Origin of the sequence: Pseudoduganella buxea (genome assembly GCF_009720835.1) — a bacterium.
Taxonomy (GTDB): domain Bacteria; phylum Pseudomonadota; class Gammaproteobacteria; order Burkholderiales; family Burkholderiaceae_D; genus Rugamonas; species Rugamonas buxea.
Genome location: NZ_WNKZ01000047.1, coordinates 33,924 through 44,830, shown reverse-complemented (window position 1 = coordinate 44,830; position 10,907 = coordinate 33,924). Strand labels below are relative to the sequence as shown.

The following is a 10,907-nucleotide window of genomic DNA, read 5'->3' as shown; positions in this document are numbered from 1 at the left end:
GCCTGGCCAGCAGCGACGCGCCGCCCGCCATCTGGCACGGCAGGCCGCCGCACACGCGCACCGTCACCGGCGCCGGCGCCGCCTCGCCTTCGCGGACGATATCGAAATGATGGTAGAACGAGGCCACTTCATACACCTCGGTCTGCGCCATGCGCAGTTCCTGCGCCAGCGCGGCCAGGTGGCTTGTCGCGAGACAGCCGAAACGGTCCTGGATGCAGTGCAGGTGTTCGATCAGCAGGTCGCGCCGGCGCGGCGCATCGCCCAGCAGGGCTTGGATATCGGCCAACGCGGCCGGGTCGACACGGCGCCCGCGCGGGGCCTGCCGTTTGCGCTCGCGGCTGGGACCTGCGGCGACGGCGATGGGAATGATCGGATGGTTCACTGGCTCGATGGCTGGATGGCTGGATGGGTCGGCGGGTTCCGGGGGGCGGCGCATTATGCTGCGCGCCAGCCTATTCGGGCGTCACCATGGATGAGCGCCGCCCATCACGCGCCAGCGTAGCACGCGCGGGAAACGGGTGAAATATGTTATTTTAAGCATATGTTCAGAGTAAAGATTCAGCCGCATTGGGAAATCAGCGTACGTGCCGATACCCCCCTCGACACGGCCGCGCTGCTGGCGCTGCTGCGGGAAATCCAGCAGATGGGCTCCATCGCCAAGGCGGCCAAGGCCGTGCGGCTTTCCTACCGCTATGCCTGGGGCCTGCTGCGCGAGGCGGAAAGCCAGTTCGGCCAGGCCCTGCTGGCGACAGGACGGGGCCGCGGCACCCGCCTGACGGCACTGGCCGAAAAGCTCGTGTGGGCGGACCGCCGCATCGCCGCGCGCCTGTCGCCCACGCTCGACAGCCTGGCCTCGGAACTGGAAAGCGAACTGGCCAGGATGGTCGACGACGCGCCGCGCACCTTGCGCCTCGACGCCAGCCATGGCTTTGCCGTGGCGGCGATGACGGCGCAGTTGCAGGCGCTGGCCATTCCCGTCGAATTACGCTACCGCAACAGCAGCGACGCACTGGCGGCGCTGGCCCGGGGCGAATGCGACCTGGCGGGCTTCCACGTGCCCAGCGGTGCCTTCGAGCAGCCCTTCGTCGCGGCCTGCCTGCGCTGGCTCGACCCGGAGCGCCACTGCCTGCTGCACCTGGCCGCGCGCGAACAGGGGCTGTTCGTCGCAGCCGGCAATCCGCTGGGCATTCGTGGCCTGGCCGACGTGGCGGCGCCGGGCGTGCGCTTCGTCAACCGGCAAAGCGGATCGGGGACGCGGCTGCTGCTGGAGATGATGCTGCAGCAGGCCGGCATCGCGCCGGAGCGCATCAATGGCTTCGGCAGCACCGAATTCACGCACAGCGCCGTGGCTGCGTATATCGCCAGCGGCATGGCCGACGTGGGCATCGGTGTGCGCACGGCGGCGGCGCGCTTCGGGCTGGACTTCATACCCCTGCTGCGCGAGCGCTATTTCCTGGCCCTGCCCAAGGCCGCGGCGGACGACACCCTGACGCGCGCACTGATCGACGTGCTGCGCAGCCCCGCCTGCCATGCGGCGATCGACGCCCTGCCCGGCTACGACGCCGCCGGCACGGGCACGATGCTGACCCTGGCCGACGCTTTCGAAAGCGTCGGCCGATGACGGTGCCGGCGATCGAGATCGGCATCTTCGTGCACCTGGTGCGCGTGCTGCAGGGCGGCGTCGTGCTGGCGCTGCTGCTGCACGTGCTGGCCATCGTGCCGCAATGGCGCGCCCACTATTTCAATCCGGGCTTCCTCAACATCAGCGGCACGGGCCTGCTGCTGGGCGTGGCCCACGGCTGCGTGATCGCGCTGGCCCAGCAGGCCCGACCCGGCATGGGCGGCGACGATGCCGTCGTGGCCTGGAGCCTGGCCGCCGCCGTGCTGCTCAATCTCGTCGTGGCCGTGCAGAACCTGCTGGCCGTGCTGGCGCTGGTGCACCTGCACCGGGCCAGTGCCGTCGCGGCCCAGCGCCTGCGCCCCTTCGTGCAGCCGATGATCTGGACCAGCGCAGCACTGGCGCTGGCGGCCTACTTCGTGCTGTGAATGGAACCTTGATGCCCCAGGAACCGGGCCAGGTAAGGGGCCGTGCGGCTGGCCTTGGCGCGGGCCACCGCGGCCGGCGGCCCCGCCGCGACGATGGTGCCGCCCTCGTCGCCGGCGCCGGGGCCGATGTCGACGACCCAGTCGCAGGCCGCCACCACGCGCATGTCGTGCTCCACGGCGACGACGGTGTTGCCGGCATCGACCAGCTTTTGCAGCTGGACGATAAGGCGCTCGACGTCGGCCGGGTGCAGGCCCGTGGTGGGCTCGTCCAGTACATATAAGGTATCGCCGCGCGAGGCGCGCTGCAGTTCCGTGGCCAGCTTGATGCGCTGGGCCTCGCCGCCGGACAGTTCCGTGGCCGGCTGGCCCAGGCGCAGGTAGCCCAGGCCGACCTGGCGCAACACGTCCAGCGCCCGCTGCAGCGGCGGCTCGTCCGCAAAGAATTCCCACGCCGCGTCCACCGTCATGCCCAGCACCTCGGCCACGTTGCGCTCGCGGTACGTCACTTCCAGGGTCTTGGCGTTGTAGCGGGCACCGGCACAGACGGGGCACGGCGCATACACGCTGGGCAGGAACAGCAGTTCGACCATGACGAAGCCTTCACCTTCGCAATTGTCGCAGCGGCCCTTGGCGACGTTGAACGAAAAGCGGCCGGCATCGTAGCGGCGCGCTTTCGCCATCTTGGTGGCGGCGAACAGCTTGCGCACATGGTCGAACAGGCCGGTGTACGTGGCCAGGTTCGAGCGGGGCGTGCGGCCGATCGGCTTCTGGTCGACCCGCACCATGCGCCGCAGCTGCTCCAGCCCCGCCGTGATGTGGCCTTCCAGCGGCAGCTCGGCGCTGCGTTCCAGCTCCTCGCCCTCCTCCGGTTCGGCCGGCACCTCGTGGCCCAGGCCGCGCGCCACCAGCTCGACCAGCACCTGGCTGACGAGGCTGGACTTGCCGGAACCGGAAACGCCCGTCACGGCCGTCATCACTCCGAGTGGAAAGTCCGCGTCCAAGCCGTCCAGGTTATTGCGCCGCACGTCGCGCAGGCGCAGCCAGGCGGCGGACTTGGGATCGACCGCCCGGACTTCCCGCAAAGGGGTCGCTTCGTCCGGGAACAGGAAGCGGCGCGTCTGCGACGCCTCCACTGCTTTGAGTCCCTCGGGCGCGCCGCTGTACAGCACGTGACCGCCGCCCTCGCCCGCGGCCGGGCCGACGTCGACGATCCAGTCCGCATGGCGGATCACGTCCAGCGCATGCTCGACGACGAACAGCGAGTTGCCGGCATCCTTCAGCCGGTCCAGCGCGCGCAGGAGCGCCACCGTGTCGGCCGGGTGCAGGCCGGCGGAAGGCTCGTCGAGCACGTAGACGACGCCGAACAGGTTCGAGCGCACCTGCGTGGCCAGGCGCAGGCGCTGCAGCTCGCCCGGCGACAGGGTCGGCGTGCTGCGGTCCAGCGCCAGGTAGCCCAGGCCAAGGTCGAGCAGCACGTCCAGCCGCGCCAGCACGTCCTGGGCGATACGCTGCGTGACGATCAGCTTTTCCGGGTGGGCCGCCCGTTCCTTCGCGCTGACCTTGGCGCTGCCGTCGGCATACGGGCGCATGGCCTCGGCCAGCCGGGCCAGCGGCAGGCGCGAGATGTCGGTGATGTCCAGCCCCGCGAACGTGACGGAGAGCGACTCGGCGCGCAGCCGCTTGCCCCGGCACAGGGGGCATTCGTTGCTGACCATGTAGCGCGCCACGCGCTTTTTCATCGTCGCGCTCTCGGTATTGGCAAACGTCTGCAGCACGTACTTGCGCGCGCCCGTGAAGGTGCCCTGGTAGCTGGGGGTCTCCTTGCGCTTCAGGGCGCGCTTCGTTTCCTCCGGCGTCAGGCCCGCGTACACGGGCACCGTGGGCGTCTCCTCGGTGAACAGGATCCAGTCGCGGTCCTTCTTCGGCAGGTCGCGCCACGGCGTGTCGACGTCGTAGCCCAGCGTGACGAGGATGTCGCGCAGGTTCTGGCCATGCCAGGCGGGCGGCCAGGCGGCCACGGCGCGCTCGCGGATCGTCAGCGAATCGTCCGGCACCAGCGATTGCGCCGTCACCTCGTAGACCCGGCCCAGGCCATGGCACTGGGTGCAGGCCCCTTCGGGGGTATTCGGCGAGAACGACTCGGCGTACAGCAGCTCCTGCCCGGGCGGATAGTCGCCGGCGCGCGAGTACAGCATGCGCAGGGAGTTCGACAAGGTGGTGACGCTGCCCACCGAGGAACGCGTGGTGGGCGAGCCGCGCTGCTGTTGCAGGGCCACCGCCGGCGGCAGGCCGTCGATCTCGTCGACCTGCGGCACCGGCATCTGGTGGAACAGCCTGCGCGCATACGGCGACACCGATTCCAGGTAGCGCCGCTGCGCCTCGGCATACAGGGTGCCGAAGGCCAGCGAGGACTTGCCCGAGCCGGACACGCCGGTGAACAGCACCAGCGCATCGCGCGGAATATCGAGGTCGACGTTCTTCAGATTGTGTTCGCGGGCACCACGCACCCGGACATTGCCGGCATTCTTGTCCGTATTCTTATTCGTCATGGGGTTCCGGTTCCGGCAGCGGCTCGATCAGGTGGGCGCCGTCGCGGCCCGCGTAGTTGACTTCGGGGCTGACCTTGTACCATTCGAAGGCGTCGGCCGGCAGCGCCATCTGGCGCGCCAGCATTTCGGCCTGTTCGGTGGAGATGTCGGGATCGAGCCACGTGGCCGCGTCGGCCGCGTTCAGCACGACGGGCCGGCGGTCATGGATGTCCACCATGCCGCCCTCGGCGTCGGCCGTGACGAGCACGAAACCCGATTCGGCCTTGTGTTCCTTGAAGGGGCCGAAGTTGGCCAGCGCCAGCATGAACAGGGGTTCACGGTCCTTGCGGTGGATATGCCAGGGCTGGCGCTTGCCCTTCTCGCCCGTCCATTCATACCAGCCGTTGGCGGGAACGACGGCGCGGCCCGTCTTGAGCAGCTTGCGCCAGTAGTTGTTGGTGATTTTTTCCAGCCGGGCGTTGACGCACACCGGGAGTTTTTCCGCCGCCCAGGCCGCGCGGTAGCCCCAGTGCAGGTCGTCCACGGCAGGCTGCCCGTCCTGCATGTGGATCACGGGGCGGTAGGTGCCGGGGGCGGCATTATAGGTAGGCTGCGCCTGGCTGTTGTAAGCAGCGTCGGCCCAGCCGAAAGCGGCGATATAGCGCCGCGCGATGTCGTTTTGATCGAAGCGTCCGCACATGAAACCATCATAGCAGCATGACAGCGTCCGTCCATGCACGCTTGCCGCGCGGCGGCGCCGGGCTTACTCGGTGCGGCCCGTGGCGGAGTTGTTGGCCGGGTCCGGCGTATCGGTCCACACGACATAGTCGTCCACCGAATACAGCTTGCACGGCTGGCGGCTGCCGGACTGGCAGGCCGCCAGCGCCCGCTCGTTGACGGACTCGCCCTCTTCGGCCCAGCCCCAGGCGCCGCTTGGCGATACGGCGAACGCACGGGGCATCTGCTTGCCCAGGAAGGCGCGGTATTGCTGGCGTCCCCGCTCCGGCAGGAAGGGCACGGCGGCCACGTCGTCCAGCGCGGCGAAGTTGGTGGCCGGCTGCGGCGCCGGTTCGGCCACGGCGTACACCTGCTCGGTCGGCATGCCCACCTTCTGCAGGAAGCGCTCCACTTCGGGCAGCCACACGGGCTGGCCGTCGCGGCTGCCCAGCATCGTGTGGGCGTCGTGCTTGAAGGCGCCGTAGGCCACCAGGTCGACCCGGCCGCCGTTGCTGTTGAAGGCGTCGTACAGGCGACCCACCAGCTGGGGGTTGAAATAGCTGTCGTTGGCGCCGTACATCCACAAGGTCTCGATGCGGTTCTTGCGGCCGTATTCGCCGAAGGCGTTGACGAGGGCCTGCTGCCAGTCGCAGCTGCCACCGTGCACCTTCAGGCCGCCTGCGAAGTTCATCACGCCGCGCACGCCGGGCAGGTCCTGGGTGGACAGCGCCAGGCTGGCCAGGCCGCCATACGACTGGCCGGCAATGACGATATGCTCGCCGTCGATCCAGCTCTGCGCGCGGGCCCAGCTGACAACGTCGGCGATATCGCCCGCCTGCTGGTAGCCGTTGGCCTTCATATTGCAGCCGAAATCCGTATACGTACCCGTCGAGCGGGCAAAGCCCGTGCGCATCGGCACCAGCACGGCATAGCCGCGCTTGACGAACTGCGCCGCCATGTAGACGAAGCGGTCGCGCCCCTGCGCCTTCGGATCGCCGGGCGACTTGCCGTGGTTGATGATCAACAGGGGGAACGGTCCCGGGCCGCTGGGCCGGTACACGGTGGTCTCCAGTTGCACGTTCAGCGCGGCGCCGGCCGGCACGGTGATGATCTGCTCGTTCAGGCGGGCATCGAGCGGCAAGGCGCCGACGGGCGCCGCGTGGCCGGATGGCGCCAGCACACAGGCAAGCGCGGCGGCGATGGCGGCAATGACGAGCTGGCGGGCGTGGACAAGGTGGGAGCGCATGATACGATTCAAAACCGGGTTTATTGGCATGAGGCAATAAAACGATTCTGGTATCAATATTCCCGTAACGCAATCCCAAAAACGCAACAGTTGCAGGACTTCATCGCTTGGCGCCGCTTACTGTTGCGTTAGCGCATCTGTGCGCGGCGAGGTGTTGCAGCGCCACGAAGTTTTTCGTCCCCGCCGCGTCGGCAAAGGTTTCCGCAGCTAAACTATCGCTTCACCGAAGGAAACTAACGATGGCGATTTCGTCACTGGGTACCGGCTTGTCCGGGCTGCAAGCGAACCAGCAGGCGCTGGGCGTGGAAGCGCATAACACGGCCAACCTGACCACGCAGGGCTACGCCGCGCGGTCGGCCAACTTCAGCGAAGCACGCCCCGCCGGCACGGGTGTCATCCTGTCCGCCGCCGGACGCGAGTTGTCGGGCGCCCACGGCGGCACGGACCCGGCCACGTCAATCACCAACTCCCTCGTCTACAAGCTGGGCTTCGAGCTGTCCGCCAAGGTGATCCAGGCGGCGGACGAACGGCTGGGCACCCTGATCGACATCCGCGCCTGAGGGCCGCCATTCGATACGCCTGAGAAATTCATGCCGATATGGCATCATCGCCGGTCCACCACTCTGCTAGGCCGGCATGACCATCACTCACCTCATTTCCGACTGCGACGGCGTACTGATCGACAGTGAAGCCATCGCCCTGCAGGCGCTGGCCGACTTCCTGCTGCCCATCGCGGGCGAGCGTGACCGCCTGCTGTCGCTGATTCGCCCCCGGCTGGGGTTGAAACTGGAAGCGCTGGTGCTGGGCGTGTGCGCCGAACTGCACCTGCCTGAACCGAGCGTGGCCGACCTGGCCGTCATGCGCGGCCTGGTGGAAGCGGAATGCGACCGCAAGGCGCAGCCCGTGCCGGGCGTGCACGCGGCGCTGGAAGCCATCGCGCTGCCGAAGGCCGTGGCCAGCAACAGCCGCATGATGCGCGTGCAGGGCCTGCTGGAGCGCACCGGGCTGATTTCGCTGTTCGCGGGTGGTCTGTACACGGCCGATATCGCCGGACGTCCGAAGCCCGACCCGGCCGTCTACCTGATGGCGGCCGCCGGCATGGGCGCCCGCGCGGCGAACTGCATCGTCATCGAGGACAGCATCACGGGCGTACACGCGGCCGTTGCCGCCGGCACCAATGTGCTGGGCTTCACGGGCGGCCCGCACAGCCCGCCGGACCAGGCCGAGCGGCTGCGCGCGGCCGGGGCGCGCCTCGTGTTCGGGTCGATGGACGAGTTGCCCGCACTGGTGGAAGCATTGCGGGCCGGCTGACGGCTACATGACGGCTAAACGCCGCCCATCCGCTCCCCGGGCGACACCCCCATCAGCAATCCCTCGATCGTGTGTTCCTGCACGATGGGGTCGAGCGTTTCGACGACGCGGCAGGTGATGTGGTGGCGCACCTCTTCCGGCAGGCTGTCGTAGTAGCCGCGCGTCAGCTGCAGGTCGTGCTTGTCCGCGTTGCGGGCGTCCGGCGCGTCCACGCCAAGCACGAAGACGGGGCGCGATTTATCCGACTGGTTGGCCGTGCCCCGGTGGATGGTCAGCGCCGAGCGGGCCGAGATATCACCCATTTTCGCCAGCTTGCGCTGGGCCAGCGCCTCGTAGCGGGGCCACAGTTCGCGCGCCGGGAACATCGGGTCGCCGCCGGCCAGGTCGTCCCACTGCGTGCCGGGCGCGATCTCGAACGGGCCCATGTCCTCCGTTACGTCCACCGTCGTGATGTTGAAGGCCAGGGAGTTCAGCCGCCGGCCTTTCAGGGTCGCTTCGGGCGACGGGAAATCGCGGTGCCAGGGCTGGTGCAGCGCGCCCGGCCCCGGCACGTCGAAACCGGCTTCGACGATGCGGTAGTCCGGCCCCAGGATATGGCGGCACACGGCCACCACCCACGGGTGCGTGATGATGTCGACGAAGCCGCGCAGGCGCTCCGGGTGGATTTCAACGTAGTAGCGGTTCGGCCCCCGTCCCAGCGCGCCGCCCGGCCGGGCCAGCGCCTCCTGGAACAGCACGGCGATGTCCTCGCCCAGCTGCTGCACCCATTCGCGGGAAAAAGCGCCCTTGCAGGCGATAAAGCCGTCGCCGTACAGGCCACCCATGATGGCGGCCTCGTTGTAGTCGGTCGGCGCGGCGCGGTTGCGGCTGTCCAAATCCATGATCGTTCTCCGGTGCATGCGGTCGCGGATCATTGTAGTCAATCGCAGCGATCGGGGCGGCACGGCTGGCCGCGCCAGGGCACCCGCGCGCCGGCGCTAGCCGCCGATGGTGGGCTTGACGGCCAGGCCGTCGCCGTCGACCACCCACATGGGCCGGCCACCGTAGCTGGGCACGGGTGCACGCAGCACGTAATCGAAGCAGCGGTGCCGGTCCAGCAGGCCCACGTCGCGCGACAGCATGGCCAGGATGCGCATGCGCGCGCAGCCGGGAATGGTGCGCAGCGCCCGCGCCAGCTGGAAGCCGTCCAGGTATTGCAGGTCCAGCCCCAGCACGGCAACGGAAGGGAAGAAGGCACGCGCCTTGTCCAGTGCGCTGACGCCGTCGAAGGCCATGCGCACGGTAAAGCCGGACGTCGAGAACACTCTTGCCAGCGTCTCGGCCGCAACGCGGTCGCCGCAGGCGACGAGGATGCGGTCGCCCGGCCTGAACGGTGAAATCAGCGTGGCAGTCATTTGCTTTCTCCGGCGGTTGGCCCGGGGGCCCGAGGCAGTGCCTGTTGCTGTAAAGACGGGAGCCTTGAAGCGCTATTTTGCCATGTCCCGTCACGATATTCTGCGCTATTCTGTCTTCAATACCAAGCGAGGTGTCCATGCACGACGATATCAGCTTACCATTTCATGACCGTGCTCAGGCTGCTGGAATGCTGGCCGACAGGCTGCTGTCGTGGCGCGGCCGCAACCCCCTGGTGCTGGCGATTCCCCGCGGCGCCGTGCCGATGGGCCGTATCCTGGCGGACCGGCTCGGTGGCGAACTCGATGTGGTTTTGGTGCGCAAGCTGCCGTCCGCATCCGATCCCGAACTGGCCGTCGGTGCCGTCGACGAGCACGGTAACCGCGAACTGGCGCCCTACTTCCACCGCACCCGCACCAGCATGGAATGGGTCGAGGAGCAGACGCAGCGGCAGCTGGCGCTGATGCGGCGCCGGCGCGAGGCTTATGGCCCGCCAGCGCAGGTGGCCGGGCGCAGCGTGCTGGTGGTGGACGATGGGCTGGCGACGGGTTCGACAATGGCGGCGGCGCTGCGCGCCTTGCGCCGCCAGGACCCGGCCCGCCTGGTCGCCTGTGTGCCGGTGGCCTCGCGCGAGGCGCTGGACGTGATCGCGCCCCTTTGCGACGAAGTGGTGTGCCTGGCCGTGCCGGCCGACTTCGTCGCCGTCGGCCAGCACTACCGGCACTTCCCCCAGGTGGAGGAAGGGGAAGCGATTGCCCTGTTGCAGCGCGCCCCTGGTTAGGCGAGAGCCGTATCGAGCACCATCATGACGATGAAGCCGAACACGACGGCGCATGAGGCGCTGGTGCGGTGGCCGTTGCGGTGCGACTCGGGCACGACGTCGTGCGTGATGACGAACAGCATGGCGCCGGCGGCCAGCGCCAGGCCCCACGGCAACAGGCCGCGTGCATATTCGATCAGCATGGCGCCGGCGACGGCGGCGACGGGCTCGATCAGGCCGGAAGCCACGCCCAGCGCGCACGAGAACAGACGGCCATAGCCGACCGTGCGCAGGGCCAGGGCCACGACCAGGCCTTCCGGCACGTCCTGGATGGAAATGCCCGTTGCCAGGCTGTGTGCCTTGACGACGTCGACGCCGGCGTAGGCCACGCCAATGGCGAGCCCTTCCGGCAGATTATGGATGGCGACGGCGGCCACGAACAGCCACGCGCGCTTGATGGAATCGTTACGTGCCGGATCGACGCCGTCCAGCAGCGACTCGTGCCGCACGACCCGGTCCAGCAGCAACACGAGGCCCATGCCCAGCAGGATGGCCCCGCCGACGGTCAGGCTGGCCTGGAACGGGCCCGCGCCCGCGTCCTTGCTGGCGGCAATGGCCGGCATCACGAGCGAAAACGCGGTGGCCGCCAGCATCACGCCGGCGCCGAAGCCGAGGAAGCCGTCATAGGTTCGTTGCGAGAACTTCTGCGACAGCAGCACGGGCAAGGTGCCCAGCGCCGTCGCCAGCGCCGCCGTGGCGCCGCCCAGCAGGGCGCCGTGCACGCGGCTGTCGAAAGAGCGCACCTCGCCCGCGAGATCGTTCAGCAGCGCCAGCACACCGGCCAGGCAGATGGCGCCGCCCAGCGCCAGGCGCCAGGAGTGAGGAAATGCGCGGGCGATGTGCATCG

At 68.7% G+C, this 10,907-nt stretch carries 12 protein-coding genes; 5 read left to right on the top strand and 7 right to left on the bottom strand.

Going from position 1 to position 10,907, the window contains the following annotated elements:
- A partial coding sequence (locus GM672_RS16300) for an NADH-quinone oxidoreductase subunit NuoE family protein (RefSeq protein ID WP_371867075.1) occupies positions 1 to 382 on the bottom strand: 382 nt, incomplete at its 3' end.
- Positions 383 to 541: 159 nt separating this feature from the next.
- Here GM672_RS16300 and GM672_RS16295 point away from each other — a divergent pair.
- Both GM672_RS16295 and GM672_RS16290 read left to right on the top strand, forming a co-directional pair.
- Positions 542 to 1,621, top strand: a complete 1,080-nt coding sequence (locus GM672_RS16295; protein WP_155471591.1) for a substrate-binding domain-containing protein — start codon at positions 542 to 544, stop codon at positions 1,619 to 1,621.
- Entirely contained in the window at positions 1,618 to 2,046 is a 429-nt protein-coding gene (locus GM672_RS16290) for a hypothetical protein (protein WP_155471590.1), read from the top strand. Before GM672_RS16295 ends, GM672_RS16290 begins: the two co-directional genes overlap by 4 nt.
- Here GM672_RS16290 and GM672_RS16285 read toward each other — a convergent pair.
- The 3 genes from GM672_RS16285 to GM672_RS16275 all read right to left on the bottom strand — a co-directional run bounded on the left by GM672_RS16285 (position 2,031) and on the right by GM672_RS16275 (position 6,537).
- Positions 2,031 to 4,595 (bottom strand): excinuclease ABC subunit UvrA, encoded by a 2,565-nt coding sequence (locus GM672_RS16285; RefSeq protein ID WP_155471589.1) that lies wholly within the window; start codon positions 4,593 to 4,595, stop codon positions 2,031 to 2,033. The genes GM672_RS16290 and GM672_RS16285 overlap by 16 nt on opposite strands.
- Positions 4,585 to 5,274: an SOS response-associated peptidase gene (locus GM672_RS16280; RefSeq protein WP_155471588.1), complete on the bottom strand. Its 690-nt coding sequence runs from the start codon at positions 5,272 to 5,274 to the stop codon at positions 4,585 to 4,587. Before GM672_RS16280 ends, GM672_RS16285 begins: the two co-directional genes overlap by 11 nt.
- Before the next feature lie 63 nt (positions 5,275 to 5,337).
- Complete coding sequence (locus GM672_RS16275) at positions 5,338 to 6,537, bottom strand: dienelactone hydrolase family protein (RefSeq protein WP_155471587.1); 1,200 nt, start codon at positions 6,535 to 6,537, stop codon at positions 5,338 to 5,340.
- 239 nt (positions 6,538 to 6,776) lie between these two features.
- Between GM672_RS16275 and GM672_RS16270 the strand changes: the two genes are divergently transcribed.
- Together GM672_RS16270 and GM672_RS16265 are read left to right on the top strand one after the other, a co-directional pair.
- Entirely contained in the window at positions 6,777 to 7,097 is a 321-nt protein-coding gene (locus GM672_RS16270; RefSeq protein ID WP_170300100.1) for a flagellar basal body rod C-terminal domain-containing protein, read from the top strand.
- 76 nt (positions 7,098 to 7,173) lie between these two features.
- Positions 7,174 to 7,848 (top strand): HAD-IA family hydrolase, encoded by a 675-nt coding sequence (locus GM672_RS16265; RefSeq protein ID WP_155471586.1) that lies wholly within the window; start codon positions 7,174 to 7,176, stop codon positions 7,846 to 7,848.
- Between the two features lie 14 nt (positions 7,849 to 7,862).
- Here the strand turns inward: GM672_RS16265 and GM672_RS16260 are convergent, their stop codons facing one another.
- Together GM672_RS16260 and GM672_RS16255 are read right to left on the bottom strand one after the other, a co-directional pair.
- Entirely contained in the window at positions 7,863 to 8,729 is an 867-nt protein-coding gene (locus GM672_RS16260) for a phytanoyl-CoA dioxygenase family protein (RefSeq protein WP_155471585.1), read from the bottom strand.
- 96 nt (positions 8,730 to 8,825) lie between these two features.
- A complete protein-coding gene (locus GM672_RS16255) occupies positions 8,826 to 9,242 on the bottom strand; it encodes a response regulator (protein WP_155471584.1) in 417 nt (138 codons plus the stop codon).
- A gap of 188 nt (positions 9,243 to 9,430) precedes the next feature.
- Here GM672_RS16255 and GM672_RS16250 point away from each other — a divergent pair, with 188 nt between their 5' ends.
- Positions 9,431 to 10,021 carry a phosphoribosyltransferase gene (locus GM672_RS16250; protein ID WP_229417775.1) on the top strand — a complete coding sequence of 197 codons (591 nt, stop codon included), beginning with the start codon at positions 9,431 to 9,433 and terminating at the stop codon, positions 10,019 to 10,021.
- On the opposite strand, the gene GM672_RS16245 is transcribed toward GM672_RS16250, so the two are convergent.
- On the bottom strand, positions 10,018 to 10,905 hold the full coding sequence (locus tag GM672_RS16245) for a ZIP family metal transporter (protein ID WP_155471582.1): 888 nt from the start codon (positions 10,903 to 10,905) through the stop codon (positions 10,018 to 10,020). The two genes, GM672_RS16250 and GM672_RS16245, sit on opposite strands and share 4 nt — an antisense overlap.
- Between the last annotated feature and the right edge of the window lie 2 nt (positions 10,906 to 10,907).

Coding starts and splice junctions, on each gene's coding strand:
- GM672_RS16250 (WP_229417775.1), top strand. CDS start 9,431: ATGCTGGCCGACAGGCTGCTGTCGTGGCGCGGCCGCAACCCCCTGGTG.
- GM672_RS16265 (WP_155471586.1), top strand. CDS start 7,174: ATGACCATCACTCACCTCATTTCCGACTGCGACGGCGTACTGATCGAC.
- GM672_RS16295 (WP_155471591.1), top strand. CDS start 542: ATGTTCAGAGTAAAGATTCAGCCGCATTGGGAAATCAGCGTACGTGCC.
- GM672_RS16280 (WP_155471588.1), bottom strand. CDS start 5,274: ATGTGCGGACGCTTCGATCAAAACGACATCGCGCGGCGCTATATCGCC.
- GM672_RS16260 (WP_155471585.1), bottom strand. CDS start 8,729: ATGGATTTGGACAGCCGCAACCGCGCCGCGCCGACCGACTACAACGAG.
- GM672_RS16285 (WP_155471589.1), bottom strand. CDS start 4,595: ATGACGAATAAGAATACGGACAAGAATGCCGGCAATGTCCGGGTGCGT.
- GM672_RS16245 (WP_155471582.1), bottom strand. CDS start 10,905: ATGCACATCGCCCGCGCATTTCCTCACTCCTGGCGCCTGGCGCTGGGC.
- GM672_RS16290 (WP_155471590.1), top strand. CDS start 1,618: ATGACGGTGCCGGCGATCGAGATCGGCATCTTCGTGCACCTGGTGCGC.
- GM672_RS16255 (WP_155471584.1), bottom strand. CDS start 9,242: ATGACTGCCACGCTGATTTCACCGTTCAGGCCGGGCGACCGCATCCTC.
- GM672_RS16270 (WP_170300100.1), top strand. CDS start 6,777: ATGGCGATTTCGTCACTGGGTACCGGCTTGTCCGGGCTGCAAGCGAAC.
- GM672_RS16275 (WP_155471587.1), bottom strand. CDS start 6,537: ATGCGCTCCCACCTTGTCCACGCCCGCCAGCTCGTCATTGCCGCCATC.